Raw genomic sequence first — 17657 nt, forward strand, 5'->3', positions numbered from 1 at the left:
GTTTTGCCTAAACGCTGACAAATTGCCAACAAATCATTGCCATGGTGCCTACAATGGCTTGCATAACCCGTGCCAGTTTTTCCCGTCCACCACAAGGTTCGCTGTCCATCATGAAATCCGGCTCCAAGGCCAAGGGCGATTCCGGCCCCATCGTGTCGTCGGCGCACCTGGTGTCCGCGCAGAGCGCGGAGCTGAGCGAGTTCGAGTTCGGACTCATCGTCGCGGGCAACGCGTTTCACCGCTGGGTGGCGCACTGCATGTCGGCGGCGGGCCTGAAAGACCTCACGCCACTGGATGTGCTGGTGCTGCACCATGTCACGCACCGCGCACGGGACAAGCGCCTCGCCGACATCTGCTTCATCATGAATGTGGAGGACACGCACCTGGTGAACTACGCGCTCAAGAAGCTGCAGAACCTGGGCGTGGTGGCTTCGCAGAAAAACGGCAAGGAAGTGACCTACGCCGCCACTGACGTGGGCCGCGCCTACGTGCAGCGCTACCGCGAAATCCGCGAGAGCTGCCTCATCGATGCGTTGCACGCCGACGACTCCCTGAACCGCGACATCGGCGAGCTGGCCCGGTTGCTGCGTGTGCTGTCGGGCATGTACGACCAGGCGGCGCGCTCGGCGGCGTCGCTGTGACTGCCGCCACGCCGTGGTTTGAATAAAAAACTGCCCTACCGCTTGATGAACAAGCGCCAGCAGCTATCAAAATAGTAGCAAATGTCCCATCAACCTTCCCCCATGTCCCGCTGGCAGTTCTGGATCGACCGTGGAGGCACCTTCACCGACGTGGTGGGCCGCCGGCCCGAATCGGACGGCACGTTCACGCTGGTCACCCACAAGCTGCTGTCCGAGAACCCCGAGCAGTACAAGGACGCTGCGGTGGCCGGCATTCGCCACCTGCTGGGTTTGAAGCCCGGCGAGCCGGTGACGCCTGCACAGGTCGAGTGCGTGAAGATGGGCACCACCGTGGCCACCAATGCACTGCTGGAGCGCAAGGGCGAGCCCACGCTGCTCATCACCACGCGGGGCTTCAAGGACGCGCTGCGCATTGCGTACCAGAACCGCCCGCGCCTGTTCGACCGCCACATCGTGCTGCCCGAGCTGCTCTACAGCCGCGTGATCGAGGCGCAGGAGCGCGTGGGCGCGCAGGGCGAGGTGATCGAGCCGCTGGATGAAGCGCACCTCAAGGAGCGCCTGTGGGCCGCGTACGACGCGGGCCTGCGCAGCGTGGCCATCGTGTTCATGCACGGCTACCGCTACACCGCGCACGAACAGGCCGCAGCGCGTCTGGCGCGCGAGGCGGGCTTCACGCAGGTGAGCAGCTCGCACGAAACCAGCCCCATGATGAAGTTCGTGAGCCGCGGCGACACCACGGTGGTGGATGCATACCTCTCGCCCATCCTGCGCCGCTACGTGGACCAGGTGGCCAGCGAGATGCCGGGCGTCAAGCTGTTCTTCATGCAGTCGTCCGGTGGCCTTACCGATGCGGGCACCTTCCAGGGCAAGGACGCCATCCTGTCCGGCCCGGCCGGCGGCATCGTGGGCATGGCGCGCACGGCGGAGCTGGCGGGCCACGCGAAGGTCATCGGCTTCGACATGGGCGGCACGTCCACCGATGTGAGCCACTACGCGGGCTCGTTCGAGCGCGAGTTCGAAACCCAGGTGGCGGGCGTCCGCATGCGCGCGCCCATGATGAGCATCCACACCGTGGCCGCCGGCGGCGGCTCCATATTGGGATTCGACGGTGCGCGCTTTCGCGTGGGCCCCGAGAGCGCGGGCGCCAACCCCGGCCCGGCCAGCTACCGCCGCGGCGGCCCGCTGGCCGTGACGGACGCGAACGTGATGGTGGGCAAGATCCAGCCCGCACACTTCCCGCACGTGTTCGGCCATGCGGCCAACGAGGCGCTCGACGGCGACGTGGTGGCGCAGAAGTTCGCGCAGCTGGCGGTGCAAAGCGGCCGCTCGCAAGAGGATGTGGCCCACGGCTTCATCCAGATCGCCGTGCAGCAGATGGCCAACGCGATCAAGAAGATCAGCGTGGCGCGCGGCTACGACGTCACGCGCTACACGCTGCAGTGCTTTGGCGGCGCGGGCGGCCAGCACGCCTGCCTGGTGGCCGACGCCCTGGGCATGACGCGGGTGTTCGTGCACCCGCTGGCGGGCGTGCTGAGTGCCTACGGCATGGGCCTGGCGGACCAGAACGTGATCCGTGAGCAGGCGGTGGAAATCAAGCTGGCGCCGGACGCATTGCCCGGCATCGAAGCCACGCTGGACGCCCTGGCCGCCACCGCGCGCACCGAACTGGAGCGCCAGCAGGCCGGCAGCAGCACGGCCGTGGTGCATCGGCGCGTGCATGTGCGCTACGAGGGCAGCGACTCGGCGCTCATCGTCCCTTTCGGTTCGCAGTCCGAGATCATCGCGGCGTTTGAAAGCGCTTACCGCCAGCGCTTTGCTTTCCTGATGCAGGGCAAGGGCCTGGTCGTGGAGGCCGTGTCGGTCGAGGCCGTGGTGCCCGGCGACGCGCCCGTGGAGCCGCGCCACGCGCTGCAGCCTGCGCGCGAGACGCCGCACCGCGGCATGGTGCGCATGTACACCGGCGGGGTCGATGGCGTGCCCGCGTGGCACAGCGCCCTGCTGGTGGTGCGCGAGGACCTGCGCCCGGGCGATGTGATCCCCGGCCCGGCCATCATTGCCGAGAAGAACGCCACCACCATCGTCGAGCCCGGCTGGCAGGCGCAGTTGACCGACCTGGACCACCTGCTGCTGGACCGCACCGTGGCGCGCGCGGTGCAGCACGCCGTGGGCACCACGGTGGACCCGGTGCTGCTGGAAGTCTTCAACAACCTGTTCATGAACATCGCCGAGCAGATGGGCCTGCAGCTGCAGAACACGGCGTACTCGGTGAACATCAAGGAGCGCCTGGACTTCAGCTGCGCGCTGTTCGACACGGCTGGCAACCTGATCGCCAACGCGCCGCACATGCCGGTGCACCTGGGGTCCATGGGCGAGAGCATCAAGACGGTGATCCGTGACAACGCCGGCCGCATGCAGCCGGGCGACGTGTTCGTGCTGAACGACCCGTACCACGGCGGCACGCACCTGCCCGACATCACGGTCATCACGCCGGTCTACCTGGAGGACGACGCCGAGCCCACGTTCTACGTCGGCAGCCGCGGCCACCATGCGGATGTGGGCGGCATCACGCCGGGTTCCATGCCGCCGTTCTCGACGCGCATCGAGGAAGAGGGCGTGCAGATCAACAACGTGAAGCTGGTCGAGCGCGGCGTGCTGCGCGAGGCAGAGATGATCGCGCTGCTGGAAAGCGGCGAATACCCGTCACGCAACCCGCAGCAGAACATGGCCGACCTGCGCGCGCAGATCGCCGCGAATGAAAAGGGCCAGCAGGAGCTGCGCCGCATGGTGGGCGAGTTCGGCCTGCCCGTCGTGCTGGCGTACATGAACCACGTGCAGGACAACGCCGAGGAGTCGGTGCGCCGCGTGATCACACGCTTGAAGGACGGGCAGTTCACGCTGCCGCTGGACAACGGCGCGCAGATCAGCGTGGCCGTGCGTGTGGATGCGGCCAGCCGCAGCGCTGAGATCGACTTCACCGGCACCAGCCCGCAGCAGACGCACAACTTCAACGCGCCCACGGCGGTGTGCATGGCGGCGGTGCTGTACGTGTTCCGCACGCTGGTGCAGGACGACATTCCGCTCAACGCCGGGTGCCTCAAACCGCTCAAGGTCATCATCCCGCCGGGCTCCATGCTCAACCCCAACCCGCCGGCCTCGGTGGTGGCGGGCAATGTGGAGACCTCCACCTGCATCACCAACGCGCTGTACGGCGCGCTGGGGCTGATGGCGGCGGGGCAATGCACCATGAACAACTTCACCTTCGGCAGCGCGAAGTACCAGTACTACGAGACCATCTCGGGCGGCAGCGGTGCGGGCGGCGTGTGGGATGCTGCGGGCCAGCTCACCGGTGGCTTTGCGGGCACGAGCGTGGTGCAGTGCCACATGACCAACTCGCGCCTGACGGACCCGGAGATCCTGGAGTTTCGGTTTCCGGTGCGGCTGGAGGGCTACGAGATCCGCAAGGGCTCGGGCGGCGAGGGTCAATGGAAGGGCGGCGACGGCGGCGTGCGCCGCGTGCGCTTTCTCGAGCCCATGACGGCCAGCATCCTGTCCAACGGCCGCCACCACGGCGCTTTCGGTATGGCCGGCGGCAGCGCGGGCGCGGTGGGCATCAACAAGGTGGTGCGCAGCAACGGCAAGACCGAGCTGCTGGACCACATCGGCCAGGCCGAGATGCAGCCGGGCGATGTGTTCGAGATCCACACGCCAGGCGGCGGCGGCTTCGGTGCCGTGGGCTCGAAGTAAGGGTCCTATGGGCTGCTACCGCTTGATTTGCAAGCGGTAGCAGCTATCAAATCAGGAGCGTCAGACGCGCACGTCCTCGGGCGCTGTCGATGCCGGTTCGGCCTCGGGCTTGGGCTGGCTCAGCGTGGGTGGCACCGGCGGATGCCCCATCTGGCGCGCCCGGAACAGGGCCGCGCGCATCAGAAAGATCGACATGATCGGCACCGAGATCGCCACGAACACGGCGATCAGCAGCGCATGCAGCGCCAGGCTGCGGTCGGCCACCGAGAAGTACAGCACCGTGCCGTGCATGATCAGCCAGCAGCCCAGCGTGGCGATGATGGACGGCGCGTGCACCCGCTCGAAGAACGTGGGCAGGCGCAGCAGGCCCGACGAGCCCAGCAATGCCAGGCCCGCGCCCGACAGCACCAGCACGGCGACGATGATCTCCAGCCACAGGGGCAGGGTGGTGGCGGCGTCCGTCATTCGATCACCTCGCCGCGCAGCAGAAACTTGGCCATGGCCATGGAGCCCACGAAGCTGAACAGCGCCAGCAGCAGCGCGGCCTCGAAGTAGTTCTTGCTGCCGTACAGCAGGCCCAGCACCAGCATCACCAGCATGCCGCTCAGGTACATGCAGTCGAGCGCCAGCACGCGGTCCTGCGCCGAGGGGCCCTTGAGCAAACGGATCAGTGCGCAGCCCATGGCCAGGGCCAGCATGAACAGGGCGATCGGCAAGGCCCAGTCGAGGATAGGCGTCATTCAAAGATCTCCATGAGGGGGGCTTCGTAGCGCTGCTTCACATCGGCGATGACCTGGGCGGGGTCGTCCAGCTCCAGCACATGCAGCAGCAGCACGCTGCGGTCCAGCGACAGCTCGCCCCAGGCGGTGCCGGGCGTGATGCAGACGATCATGGCCAGCACGGCCAGCGCGTTGGGGTCCCGCACGTCGAGCGGGATGTGCACGAAGCCCGATGGATGCCGACGGCGGCCCGGTGCGAGCAGCAGGCGCGCCACCGCCAGGTTGGAGCGCGTGGTGTCGGCCACCACCGTGAACGCCAGGCGCAGCACCGCACCGGGCTTGCGGATGCGCACCGGCAGCGGTCGCAGCCCCGCCGTGAGCAGCGGTATGGCGAGCGCGAGCACGCCGCCCAGCACGAAGTGCCCTGCGCTCAGGCTGCGATTGAGCAGCAGCCACAGGCCCAGCAGCGCCAGCGACAGCAGCGGCGCGGGCACCAGGCGCTTGAGAGGGCGTTGGTATGTGCGCGATGGCTTCATGGCGTGCTGCTCCCGGGCATGGCGGCAGGCTGGGGTGGGTTGGGCACGGGCTCGGCCGTCATCACGGCGCGCACGTAGCCCGCGGGTGCGTGCAGCGCGTCGGCAGTGGCCTGGGTGTAGCGCATCACCGCGCCGGCCTGCCACACCAGCACAGCGCAGGCCGTGAGCAGCAGGGCAATGGGCAGGCCTTCCAGCACCAGCAGCTTGGGCACGGTGCGGTCATGCGCCGCCCAGAAATGGCGGATGCCCGCGCGGGTCAGCGCCAGCAGCGCCAGCAGGCCCGAGCCGATGAGCAGCGCCACCAGCGCCCAGCCTTCCGCGCCCAGGTGGAACCCTTGCGACGAGGCCAGCCCCAGCGGGTTGAGTAGCGCATGGATCATGGCGAACTTGCCCACGAATCCCGGCAGCGGCGGCAGGCCCGCGATGACGAGCGTGCAGGCCATGAAGGCCAGGCCCAGGAAGGCCACGGCGGCCGGGATCACCTGGCCGATGAGTTCTTCTTCGCGGTCGTCCAGGTTGATGCCGTCGGTGGGCACCAGGTCGGCCGACAGAAAAGGCGCATCGTCCGTCTGCTCGTACGCGGCCAGGTTGGAGCCATCGTTGCGCCAGCGGTCGATCAGGTCGGTCAGCAGGAACAGCGCGCTCACGGCCAGCGTGGAGCTGAGCAGGTAGTACAGCAGCCCGGCCGTGAGCAGGTTCTGGCCGAAGCCCACGGCCGCCAGCAGCGTGCCCGACGACAGGATGGCCGAGAACCCGGCCAGATGCCCCAGCCGCTGCGAGCCCAGCATGCCGATGGCGCCGAACGCCATGGTCAGCATGCCGCCCCCGATGAGCCACTGGCTGCCGAACTGGGCCGAATCGCCTGCCTCGGCGCCGAACAGCAGCGTCCACAGGCGCAGCACGCTGTACACGCCCACCTTGGTCATCAATGCGAACAGCGCGCCCACGGGCGCGGTGGCCGCGCTGTACGCTGGCACCAGCCAGAAGTTGAGCGGCCACACGGCAGCCTTGATGAGAAACGCCACGGCCAGGATGGCTGCCGCTGCATGCAGCAGGCCGCGGTCGGAGGCTGCCACCCCGGCGATGCTGCGCGCCAGGTCGGCCATGTTGAGCGTGCCGGTGATGCCGTACAGCATGGACACGCCGATCAGGAACAGCGAAGACGCCGCGAGGTTGATGGCGATGTAGTGCAGCCCCGCCGACACACGCGGGCGCCCCGAGCCGTGCAGCAGCAGACCGTAGGAAGCGGCCAGCATGATCTCGAAGAACACGAACAGGTTGAACAGGTCGGCCGTGAGGAACGCGCCCGCCAGCCCCATGAGCTGGAACTGGAACAGCGGGTGGAAGTGCACCCCCGCCCGGTGCCAGCGCGCCGCCGAAAACAGCACGGTGGCCAGCGCCACGGTGCTGCACAGCACCAGCATCATGGCCGACAGACGATCCACGGCGAGCACGATGCCGAAGGGCGCAGGCCAGTTGCCCGGCAGGTACACGCCCAGGCTGCCCGGCAGCCCGGGGTCCTTGGCCTGTATCAGCAGCAGCACCGCGATCACCAGGCCCATCAGCGTCGAGACGATGTTCAGCGTGACCTTGGTGCGCTGGCGCTCTTCGCGCAACAGCAGCATCAGCCCGGCCGTGAGCATGGGCAGCGCGATGGGCGCGAGGATCAGGTGCGGCATGACCCGGTCAAGTAAAAATCCTGTGAATGTCATGTCATTTGTCCAGGCCGCTGCGCACGAAACTGGCACGCACCGCGCCAGGGCAGCCTGGCAAGGGCCGCCCGGCAGCGAGGGCTGCGTCCCCCTGCCCGCAGCGCGCAGCGCTGCGAGAGCGGGGGGAAGCGGCGAAGCCGCTCAGGGGGGTGTTCTTCATCATGGCATTTCCTGCACGTCTTTGCCCTTGGTCCCATCCACATGGTCGGTGCCGGCCATGCCGCGCGATGCGAGCAGCACCACCAGGAACAGCGCGGTCATGGCAAAGCCGATGACGATGGCGGTGAGCGTCAGCGCCTGTGGCATGGGGTCGGCGTAGTGGGCCAGGTCCTTGGGCAGGCCGGGCTGCAGCACGGGCTCCTTGTCGATGGCCAGGCCCAGGCGGCCCATGCTGAAGATGAACAAATTGACGGCGTACGACAGCAGCGACAACCCCATGATGATCTGGAAGGTGCGGGGCCGCAGCAGCAACCACACGCCCGATCCCGTGAGCACGCCGATGGCCAGGGCCAGTATCAGTTCCATGGGCCTTCTCCCTGCGTTGCGACGGCGGATGGTTCGGCGGCCTGTGCCTCTTCGGCAGGGCGCGCGTTGTTGTAGCGGTGGCTGCGCACCGACTGGTGGGCGATGCCGGTGAGGATGAGCATGGTCGAGCCCACCACCAGGGTGAACACGCCGATGTCGAAGAACAGCGCGCTGGCCACGTGCACCTCGCCCACGAAGGGCAGGTGCAGGTGGGCCGTGTGGCTGGTCAGGAAGGGGTAGCCCCACACCCAGGCGCCCAGGCCCGTGGCCAGCGCGGCCAGCAGGCCCACGCCGATCCAGCGGCGCGGGTACAGGGGCAGGTGCGCCTCCACCCACGAGGTGCCCGAGACGATGTACTGCAGCAGCAGCGCCACCGAGAACACCAGCCCCGCCACGAAGCCGCCACCGGGCTCGTTGTGCCCGCGCATGAAGAGGTACATGGACACCAGGGTGGCGAACGGCAGCATCAGGCGCACCAGCACGGCGGGCACCATGAGGTAGCCCACGGCGGTGTCGGCCGTCTGGCGCGGGTTGGACAGGTCGGTGTCCACGTCGGCCGGCAGCGCGCGCTGCTGTGCGGGCAGGTCCATCACCTCGCGCGCAGGGCGAAAGCGCCGCAGCAGCGCATACACCGTGAGCGCCACGATGCCCAGCACGACGATCTCGCCAAAGGTGTCGAAGCCCCGAAAGTCCACCAGCATCACGTTGACCACGTTGGTGCCGCCGCCACGGCTGAGCGCGTTTTCGAGAAAGAAGGTGGAGGTGCTGTCGGGGAAGGGCCGGCTCATCATCGCGAACGACAGCAGGGCCATGCCCGCGCCCGCGGTCAGTGCCAGGGCCATGTCGCGGTAGCGGCGCAGCTGGGTGCGGCGCTCCTCGGCCAGCGTGGGCTTGCGCAGTGTCTCATCGCGCCGGGGCAGCCAGCGCAGGCCCAGCAGGATGAGGATGGTGGTCACGATCTCCACCACGATCTGCGTGAGCGCCAGGTCGGGCGCAGAAAACCACAGGAAGGTCAGGCACACGCACAACCCCGCGCCACCGAGCAGCGTGAGGGCCGCCAGGCGGTGGTACTTGGCCTGCCAGGCTGCCGCCATGGCGCACAGCGCACCCAGCAGCCACAGCAGCGCGAACGCGGGCGACAGCGGCAGCTGCGTGCGGTCGCCGATCGGCAGGCCGCGCGACCACAGGGGCAGTACGCAGGCCAGCAGCGCGGCGCTCACCAGCCATAGCATCTGCCACTGCAGGCGCCCGGTGCCCAGCAGGCGGCGGCCATGGCGCCCCGCCTGGCTGACCAGGGCCAGCGTGTGCTCGAACACGCGCTGCCCGCTGATGCGGTACATGAGCGGCGGTGCGTCGACCGTGCCCTTCTCGCGCTGGCGGCGCAGCAGCGCATACAGCGCAATGCCGCCGCCCAGGGCGATCAGGCTCATCACGAAGGGCGTGTTGAACCCGTGCCAGACAGCCAGGCTGTAGACGGGCAGCTCGCCCCCCACCACCGGCCGGGCTGCGGCGGCCAGGTACGCGCCCACGGACCAGGCCGGCAGCACCCCCACCACCAGGCAGGCCAGCACCAGCAGCTCCACCGGCACGCGCATCCAGTGCGGGGGCTCGTGCGGCTCGCGCGGCAGGTCGGTGGCTGCGGGGCCCCAGAACACGTCCACCGTGAAGCGCAGCGAGTACGCCACGCTGAACACGCCTGCGATGGTGGCCGCCACGGGCAGCAGCCATTCGAGCAGGGGTGTCGTGTTCACGTACACGGTTTCGGCAAAGAACATTTCCTTGGACAAGAAGCCGTTGAGCAGCGGAACGCCCGCCATGGCCGCACTGGCCACCATGGCCAGCGTGGAGGTGATGGGCATCATCCGGCGCAGGCCCGACAGGCGCCGGATGTCGCGCGTGCCGCTTTCATGGTCCACGATGCCCACGGCCATGAAGAGCGAGGCCTTGAAGGTCGCGTGGTTCATGATGTGGAACACGGCCGCCACGGCGGCCAGCGGGCTGTTCAGGCCCAGCAGCAGGGTGATGAGGCCCAGGTGCGAAATGGTCGAATACGCGAGCAGCCCCTTGAGGTCGTTCTGGAACATGGCCGCGTAGCCGCCCACCAGCAGCGTGCACAGGCCCGCGCCGCCCACCAGCCAGAACCATTGCTCCGTGCCCGCCAGCGCCGGCCACAGGCGCGCCAGCAGAAACACACCTGCCTTGACCATGGTGGCCGAGTGCAGGTACGCCGACACCGGCGTGGGCGCGGCCATGGCATTGGGCAGCCAGAAGTGGAAGGGGAACTGCGCGCTCTTGGTCAGCGCGCCCAGCAGGATCAGCACCAGCGCCGTGGTGTACAGCGGGTGGCTCTGGATGAGCTGGCCCGCCGTGAGCACGTGGTCCAGGTCATAGCTGCCCACGATGTGGCCCAGCACCAGCATGCCCGCCAGCATGGCCAGGCCGCCGGTGCCGGTCACGGTGAGCGCCATGCGCGCGCCGCGCCGCGCATCCTTGCGGTGGTGCCAGTATCCGATCAGCAGGAACGAGAACAGGCTGGTCAGCTCCCAGAAGAATGCGATCTGGATGATGTTGCCCGACAGCACCACGCCGACCATGGCGCCCATGAACGCCAGAAAGAACGAGAAGAAGCGCGGCACCGGGTCGGCCGCCGACATGTAGTAGCGCGCGTACAGCACCACCAGGCTGCCCACGCCCAGCACCAGCATGCAGAACATCCAGGCAAAGCCATCCATGCGGATGACGAGGTTCAGGCCCAGGGCGGGCAGCCACTCGATGTCTTGCCGGAGCACGCCGCCGTCCGCGATCTGCGGAAAACACAGCGCCACCTGCACGGTGCAGAACACGGCGATCAAACCCGCCAGCGTGGACTCAGTATTGCGGGCATTGGCAGGCAGCACTGCCGCCAGCAGGCTGCCGATGAAGGGGAGGAGGATGAGGGTGATCAGGGGCATGCCCCAACGATTTTAGGGGCAGCTTTCAAAGACCCTGCCTGAAGCCGGCCGTTGCGCGAACGTTGGCGCAAAAAAAACAAGCCCGCGGCGGCGGGCTTGCAGCTTGGGGAGCGTGCTTAGTTTTTGCTAGCGCTGGCTGTCGGCGCGGGCGCCGGGGCTGCCGCTGCTGGCGTGGCGGAGTCGGCCTGCGCTGCGCTGCCGCGGGGCTTGGCATCTTGCGCGGCGCCTGCCTGTTTCTTGCTGTGGGCGCCGTGGCTCTTGGCCTCGGCCTTGGCGGCGGCTGCGGCGCTGTACTTCTTGCCGTTGACGGTGAGGCCTTCCTTGGAGAAGTTCACGGCGCTCTTGTTGCCCACGCCGCCCACGCGGCCGATGAAGTCGCTCCAGTCCTTGAAGGGCGCGCTGCGGCGCTCGTCGAGGATGCGGCTGGACAGACCCGGCCCGATGCCCTTGATGCCGTCGAGCTCGGCTTCGGTGGCGGTGTTCACATCCACGGCCGCAAAGGCGGCGGCGGCACACAGGGAGGCGAGGAGGGTGAGCAGTTTCTTCAGCATGGTGGATGCGGGATGGGGCCGCTGGGTTGTGTGGGGTTGGGGAGGGAGGGCTGGGGCGCAGATGCCGGCGCTGCGCAGTCAGAGTTCTTCGACGCGGCGGGCGGGGTAGCTGTCCCAGGTCTGGCAGCCAGGGCACTGCCAGAAATGCTGGCGCGCCTCGAAGCCGCAGGCCGCGCAGCGGTAGCGGGTGAGGGGCTTGACCGCATGCTCCAGCGCCCGCTGGACCTGCGGGTGGAATTCTTCGTGCTCCAGCTTCTCGCCAGCCAGCCATTTGGCCGCAGCGACCAGCGAGCGCTCCTTGTCCAGGTGCTGCACGTAGCGCTGGCGGGCCGTGTCGCGCGTGGCGTCGTCGGCGGCTTCCATGGCCACCAGGGCTTCCAGCACATCGAGCGACGGCGTCTGTGCGTAGTGCGCCTGCAGCAGTGCCTGTACCTCGGGCACGCGCTGCGTGGCGTTGGCCGCCTCGACCATCATCGGCGCCGCGAGGGGCACGGCGGCAGGGTTGCGCTCGCCCAGCGTGCGCAGCGTGGTCAGGACCTCGGCCGGCCGGCCCATCAGGCGTTGCAGCCGGGCCAGCTCGATGCGCGCGCGCGCGGCCTCGGGCGCCGCGGCCACGGCCTGCTCCAGCAAGGCCTGCGCGCCCGAGAGGTCGCCCTGGGCACTGAGTGCCAGCCCCTGCTCGCACAGGTAGTGCGCCTGCCGCGTGCTGAAGTCGCCCTGGTCGGCATCGTGCATCTTGCGCGCGATGGCGGTGGCATGGGGCCAGTCGCGCGAGCGTTCGTAGATGGCCAGCAGCGCCAGGCGGGCCTGGGCCTCGAAGGGCGTGCCTTCCAGCCGGTGCAGGGCGTCTTCAGCGCGGTCCAGCAGGCCGGCCTTGAGGAAGTCGAGCGCCAGGGCGTGCTGGGCGCGCTCGCGGTCGGTGCGCGAGAGGTCGCCGCGCGAGAGCAGGTGCTCGTGCACGCGCACCGCGCGGTCGTACTCGCCGCGGCGGCGAAACAGGTTGCCCAGGGCGAAGTGCAGCTCCGAGGTGTCGGGGTCGTTCTGCACAGCCTCGATGAAGGCGTCGATGGCCTGGTCCTGCTGCTCGTTGAGCAGGAAGTTCAGCCCCTTGAAGTAGGCCTTGGGCGCGCGGCGGTTTTCGGCACGCAGCTGGCGCAGGTCGAAGCGCGATGCCAGCCAGCCCAGCACGAAGGCGACGGGCAGGCCCAGCAGGATCCAGGTCAGGTCAAATTCCATGGACGGAGGGCAGGTCGGGCGGTGGAGGTGGCGCGGGCGGCGTGTTGGTGGCCGCAGGGGCGGCGGCGGGTGTTGTGGCGCTGCCGGCACCGGCCTGCGCACGCCGTGCCGCTGCACGGTGGCGCCACCAGCGGGGCACCATGCCCAGCACCCCCACCGCGAGCCCGGCGGAGAAAGCGGTCAGCACCACCAGCACGAGCGGAGCGCGCCATTGGGTGCCAAAAAAGAAATGCACGGTCGCATCCTGCTGGTTGTTCAGCGCGAAGGCGAAGAGCGTAAAAAAAATGGCTGCCTTGAGCAGCCACAGGAGGTATTTCATCGGTCTCCCCAGTGGTGGGGCGATTCTAAGAGCCAGCCCGCTGTGGCCGGGATGCGTGCGGTGCGGGGCGGCTGGGTATTGTGGATGGGCCGATGCGCCGCCCTGCCGAGCAGGGCGGGCTATTTGGTAATGCTTGAAAAAGCCGCTACCGCTTGCCTGTACGGCGCAAGCTGCTATCAAATTTGATGGGTGGCAGGCGTCGTGCCTTCTTCCATCTCTGCGGTGCGCTTGTCCACGGCTTCGCGCAGGGCCTTTCCGGGCTTGAAATGCGGCACGCGTTTTTCCGGGATGGCCACGGCTTCGCCGCTGCGGGGGTTGCGGCCCATGCGGGGCGGGCGGTGGTTGACCGAGAAGCTCCCAAAGCCCCGGATCTCGATGCGGTGTCCGCGCACCAGCGCGTCGCCCACGGCGTCCAGAATCGTCTTGACGGCGAATTCGGCATCGCGGTGCGTGAGCTGGCCGAATCGTGCGGCCAGTTCTTCAACCAGGTCTGAGCGGGTCATGGAGTCTTGGGACATAGGCAGGCTGCCCGTGGGCAGGTGGTATCTCTCTTCGTGAAAAAAGAGCGGGCGCCGAGGCGCCCGCTGTCTGACCGTTGACGGCCAGGCCCCTGCACGAATGGATCACATCGTGCGCGGGCCTGTCGTCGGGTCAGTGTCTTACTTTTCCGAGTTGTCCAGCTTGGCGCGCAGCAGGGCGCCCAGGCTGGTCGTGCCGGCGCTTTCGCGGCTCGATTGCTGGCTCAGGCTGGCCATTGCGCCTTGCTCGTCGGCCATGTCCTTTTGCTTGATCGACAGCTGGATGTTGCGGGTCTTGCGATCCACATTGACCACCACGGCCGTGACTTCGTCGCCTTCCTTGAGCACGTTGCGGGCATCTTCCACGCGGTCGCGGGAGATTTCCGAAGCGCGCAGGTAGCCCACGATGTCTTCGCCGAGGTCGATTTCAGCGCCACGGGCGTCCACGGTCTTGACCTTGCCGGTCACCGTCTGGCCCTTGTCGTTCACGGTCACGAAGGTCGTGAATGGGTCGCCGTCCAGCTGCTTGATGCCCAGCGAGATGCGTTCGCGGTCCACGTCCACGGCCAGCACGATGGCTTCCACTTCCTGGCCCTTCTTGTAGTTGCGAACAGCGGCTTCGCCGGGTTCGTTCCACGAGAGGTCGGACAGGTGCACCAGGCCGTCGATGCCGGCAGCCAGGCCCACGAACACGCCGAAGTCGGTGATCGACTTGATAGGACCCTTGACGCGGTCGCCGCGCTTGGTGTCCTGTGCGAATTCTTGCCATGGGTTGGCCTTGCACTGCTTCATGCCCAGGCTGATGCGGCGCTTGTCTTCGTCGATTTCCAGGACCATGACTTCGACTTCGTCGCCCAGCGAAACCAGCTTGGCGGGAGCGATGTTCTTGTTGGTCCAGTCCATTTCGGAGACGTGCACCAGGCCTTCGATGCCGGGTTCGAGTTCCACGAATGCGCCGTAGTCGGCGATGTTCGTGATCTTGCCGAACAGGCGGGTGCCTTGGGGGTAGCGGCGGTTCACGCCCATCCATGGGTCGTCGCCCATTTGCTTCAGACCCAGCGAGACACGGTTCTTCTCGGTGTCGAACTTCAGGATCTTGGCAGTGATTTCCTGGCCAGCCGTCACCACTTCAGAGGGGTGACGCACGCGGCGCCATGCCATGTCGGTGATGTGCAGCAGGCCGTCGATGCCGCCCAGGTCCACGAACGCACCGTATTCGGTGATGTTCTTGACCACGCCTTGAACGATGGAGCCTTCCTTGAGGGTTTCCATCAGCTTGGCGCGCTCTTCGCCCATGGAGGCTTCCACCACGGCGCGGCGGCTCAGCACCACGTTGTTGCGCTTGCGGTCGAGCTTGATGACCTTGAATTCCATGGTCTTGTTTTCGTACGGCGTCAGATCCTTGATCGGACGCGTATCGATCAGCGAACCGGGCAGGAATGCGCGGATGCCGTTGACCAGGACGGTGAGGCCGCCCTTGACCTTGCCGCTGGTCGTGCCGGTGACGAATTCGCCGGATTCCAGGGCCTTTTCCAGGCTCATCCACGAAGCGAGGCGCTTGGCGGTGTCGCGCGACAGGATGGTGTCGCCGTAGCCGTTTTCGATGGAGCCAATGGCCACCGACACGAAGTCACCCACTTGGACTTCGACTTCGCCCTTGTCGTTCTTGAACTCTTCCAGCGGCACGTAGGCTTCGGACTTGAGGCCGGCGTTGACCACGACGAAGTTGTGCTCGACGCGCACGACTTCAGCGGTGATCACTTCGCCTGGGCGCATTTCCGTACGCTGCAGGGATTCTTCAAAAAGGGCGGCAAAAGATTCGGACATGTGTTTCCTTGCCACAAACAGGATTCCGGCAGCACCATTGCTGTCGTTTTTATAGCTGCTTGCGGTGGTTTTTTGCGGTAGAACCGCGGTTAGGTTATCGATCCACACTGCCTGTGCGCTGGCGCGCGAGAAGGGCTGTGTGGGCCTGTGGCAAGGCCTTGCGGCACTGCCTGCGGGGCCGGGTTTGAACCCGTGCCCTGCACGTTTCAGCCTTGCGCAGCAGCTGCGAAGGGCTGGCGCTCCTGCCACCAGGCCAACACCTGATCGACGGCTTCATCAATCGTCAAGGTGGAGTTGTCCAGGACCAGAGCATCCTGCGCGGGCTTGAGCGGTGCGACGGTGCGGGAGCTGTCCCGCAGGTCGCGCGCCTCCAAGTCTGCGCGAAGGTCTTCGATATTAGCTGAAAAACCCTTTGAAATCAACTGTTTATGGCGGCGTTCTGCGCGGCAGGCTGCGCTGGCCGTCAAATAGACCTTGAGCGGGGCTTGCGGGAAGATCACCGTGCCCATGTCGCGGCCGTCGGCCACCAGCCCCGGCAGGCGCCGAAAGCTGTGCTGCAGGGCCACCAGGGCCTCGCGCACGGCGGGCAGGGCCGACACGCGCGAGGCGTTCATGCCCGCTTCTTCGGTGCGGATGTCGGCGGTCACATCGTCGTTGCCCAGCCACACCTTGCCGCCTTCAAAGCGCACGGGCAGGGTTGCGGCCATGGCCGCGATGCGCGGCTCGTGGGTGGTGTCGATGGCCAGGCCGGCACGCAGCGCGGCCAGCGCCGTGATGCGGTACATCGCGCCCGAATCCAGAAAACGGTAGCCCAGCCGCTGGGCCACGGCCGCGGCCACCGTGCCCTTGCCGGAGGCCGTGGGCCCGTCGATGCAGATCACCGGAATGCGCTCAGTGGCGGCCTGCGACACCGAGAACAGCGTCTCGAAGTAGTCGGGGAAGGTCTTGGCCACGCATTTGGGGTCTTCGATGCGCACCGGCACCTGGGCGGGGTTGAACGCCGCGAGCGAGAAGCACATGGCCACGCGGTGGTCGTCGTAGGTGTGGATGCTCGCCGCTTTCCAGTCCTGCACCCGGGCTGGCGGCGTCACGCGGATGAAATCGGCGCCTTCGTCCACGGTGGCGCCCAGCTTGCGCAGCTCGTTGGCCATGGCGGCGATGCGATCGGTCTCCTTCACGCGCCAGCTCGCAATGTTGGTCAGCGTGGTGGTGCCCTCGGCATACAGCGCCATCACGGCCAGCGTCATGGCGGCGTCGGGGATGTGGTTGCAGTCGAGCGCGATGGATTTGAGCGGCCATGCTCCGCGCTCGATGTGCAGCCAGTTGGGCCCGCCCGTGACCACCGCGCCCATGGCGCGGGCCGCCTCGACAAAGCGGATGTCACCCTGGATCGAGTCCAGCCCCACGCCCCTGATCTTGATGCCTTTGGGGTCTTTGGGGCCGCTACCGCTGGGTGCGATGGCGCCGAGTGCTATGAAATAGCTAGCAGATGATGCGTCGGCCTCGACGTGGATGCTGCCGGGCGACTGGTACCGGCTGCCGGCCGGGATGGTGAAGCGCTGCCAGTTCTGGTGCTCCACCACGATGCCGAAGCGCGCCAGCAGCTGCAGGGTGATGGCGATGTAGGGCTTGGAGATCAGCTCGCCCACCACTTCGATGGTGATGGGCTGCGTGGCCGCCGCGAGGGGCAATGCCATGAGCAAGGCAGTGAGGAACTGGCTGGAAACATCCCCGCGCACACGGATCGGCGCGGCCAGCGCCAGCGCAGGCACTCCGTCGGCATGCGCAATGCGCAGCGGCGGATAGCCATCGTTGCCGAGATAGTCGATGCGGCAGCCCAGCTGGCGCAGCGCATCGACCAGGTCGCCGATGGGCCGCTCGTGCATGCGCGGCACGCCGGACAGTTCGAACTCGCCCCCCAGCAGCGCCAGCGCCGCCGTCAGCGGCCGCATGGCCGTGCCCGCATTGCCCATGAACAGCTTGGCAGGCGACTGCGGCGCCCGGCCGCCCAGCCCGGTGATGTGCACGGTGCTGCCGTTTTCGTCGACGACGCACCCGATCTGGCGCAGCGCATCGAGCATCACACGCGTATCGTCCGACGCCAGCAGGTCGTGCACGGCGGTGGTGCCGTTGCTCAGCGCTGCCAGCAGCAGCACCCGGTTGGAAATGCTCTTGGAGCCCGGCAGATGGACTTCGCCCGCAGCGGCTTGCAGGGGAGGCAGGTCTAGGAAAGCAGTGCTGTACATCAGTGTGATTCGTCCATCGCTCAAAAGAGCATTAACCAGCCCGGTGAATCGAGCCAGAGCACGAGGGCCGCAGGCCAAGTCAGTGGCGGTCATCCGCCAAACCCTGCGCACCCGTCACGCCCTTCGAAACCG

General features: G+C 67.4%; 14 protein-coding genes. 2 read left to right on the forward strand and 12 right to left on the reverse strand.

Annotation, left to right across the window (positions count from 1 at the left end):
* Positions 1 to 110: 110 nt before the first annotated feature.
* Positions 111 to 641: a winged helix DNA-binding protein gene (locus tag ACSQ3D_RS18480; RefSeq protein WP_056165302.1), complete on the forward strand. Its 531-nt coding sequence runs from the start codon at positions 111 to 113 to the stop codon at positions 639 to 641.
* Between the two features lie 81 nt (positions 642 to 722).
* Positions 723 to 4385 carry a hydantoinase B/oxoprolinase family protein gene (locus ACSQ3D_RS18485; protein WP_436127861.1) on the forward strand — a complete coding sequence of 1221 codons (3663 nt, stop codon included), beginning with the start codon at positions 723 to 725 and terminating at the stop codon, positions 4383 to 4385.
* A gap of 60 nt (positions 4386 to 4445) precedes the next feature.
* Here the strand turns inward: ACSQ3D_RS18485 and ACSQ3D_RS18490 are convergent, their stop codons facing one another.
* From ACSQ3D_RS18490 to ACSQ3D_RS18545, 12 genes are all read right to left on the reverse strand, one after another.
* Positions 4446 to 4850 carry a monovalent cation/H(+) antiporter subunit G gene (locus ACSQ3D_RS18490; RefSeq protein WP_436127862.1) on the reverse strand — a complete coding sequence of 135 codons (405 nt, stop codon included), beginning with the start codon at positions 4848 to 4850 and terminating at the stop codon, positions 4446 to 4448.
* Positions 4847 to 5125, reverse strand: coding sequence for a K+/H+ antiporter subunit F (locus ACSQ3D_RS18495; RefSeq protein WP_055402533.1), 279 nt, complete (start codon positions 5123 to 5125; stop codon positions 4847 to 4849). Before ACSQ3D_RS18495 ends, ACSQ3D_RS18490 begins: the two co-directional genes overlap by 4 nt.
* Positions 5122 to 5640, reverse strand: a complete 519-nt coding sequence (locus tag ACSQ3D_RS18500; RefSeq protein WP_056419300.1) for a Na+/H+ antiporter subunit E — start codon at positions 5638 to 5640, stop codon at positions 5122 to 5124. The genes ACSQ3D_RS18495 and ACSQ3D_RS18500 overlap by 4 nt, the downstream gene beginning before the upstream one ends.
* Positions 5637 to 7352: a monovalent cation/H+ antiporter subunit D gene (locus ACSQ3D_RS18505; RefSeq protein WP_436127863.1), complete on the reverse strand. Its 1716-nt coding sequence runs from the start codon at positions 7350 to 7352 to the stop codon at positions 5637 to 5639. The genes ACSQ3D_RS18500 and ACSQ3D_RS18505 overlap by 4 nt, the downstream gene beginning before the upstream one ends.
* A 159-nt stretch (positions 7353 to 7511) precedes the next feature.
* Positions 7512 to 7877 (reverse strand): Na+/H+ antiporter subunit C, encoded by a 366-nt coding sequence (locus tag ACSQ3D_RS18510; RefSeq protein WP_056419306.1) that lies wholly within the window; start codon positions 7875 to 7877, stop codon positions 7512 to 7514.
* Entirely contained in the window at positions 7868 to 10828 is a 2961-nt protein-coding gene (locus ACSQ3D_RS18515) for a monovalent cation/H+ antiporter subunit A (protein ID WP_436127864.1), read from the reverse strand. The genes ACSQ3D_RS18510 and ACSQ3D_RS18515 overlap by 10 nt, the downstream gene beginning before the upstream one ends.
* A 116-nt stretch (positions 10829 to 10944) precedes the next feature.
* Positions 10945 to 11379 (reverse strand): ComEA family DNA-binding protein, encoded by a 435-nt coding sequence (locus tag ACSQ3D_RS18520; RefSeq protein WP_396504578.1) that lies wholly within the window; start codon positions 11377 to 11379, stop codon positions 10945 to 10947.
* Positions 11380 to 11457: 78 nt separating this feature from the next.
* Positions 11458 to 12615 carry a lipopolysaccharide assembly protein LapB gene (gene lapB / locus ACSQ3D_RS18525; protein WP_056419316.1) on the reverse strand — a complete coding sequence of 386 codons (1158 nt, stop codon included), beginning with the start codon at positions 12613 to 12615 and terminating at the stop codon, positions 11458 to 11460.
* On the reverse strand, positions 12605 to 12934 hold the full coding sequence (locus ACSQ3D_RS18530) for a LapA family protein (protein WP_436127865.1): 330 nt from the start codon (positions 12932 to 12934) through the stop codon (positions 12605 to 12607). Before ACSQ3D_RS18530 ends, lapB begins: the two co-directional genes overlap by 11 nt.
* 176 nt (positions 12935 to 13110) lie before the next feature.
* Positions 13111 to 13437, reverse strand: a complete 327-nt coding sequence (locus tag ACSQ3D_RS18535; protein ID WP_056419323.1) for an integration host factor subunit beta — start codon at positions 13435 to 13437, stop codon at positions 13111 to 13113.
* 156 nt (positions 13438 to 13593) lie between these two features.
* Complete coding sequence (gene rpsA / locus ACSQ3D_RS18540; protein ID WP_268751090.1) at positions 13594 to 15294, reverse strand: 30S ribosomal protein S1; 1701 nt, start codon at positions 15292 to 15294, stop codon at positions 13594 to 13596.
* 191 nt (positions 15295 to 15485) lie between these two features.
* On the reverse strand, positions 15486 to 17525 hold the full coding sequence (locus ACSQ3D_RS18545) for a bifunctional 3-phosphoshikimate 1-carboxyvinyltransferase/cytidylate kinase (RefSeq protein WP_436127866.1): 2040 nt from the start codon (positions 17523 to 17525) through the stop codon (positions 15486 to 15488).
* Positions 17526 to 17657: the final 132 nt, after the last annotated feature.

It is taken from the genome of Acidovorax sp. LjRoot117, from assembly GCF_964252695.1.
Taxonomy (GTDB): domain Bacteria; phylum Pseudomonadota; class Gammaproteobacteria; order Burkholderiales; family Burkholderiaceae_C; genus Acidovorax.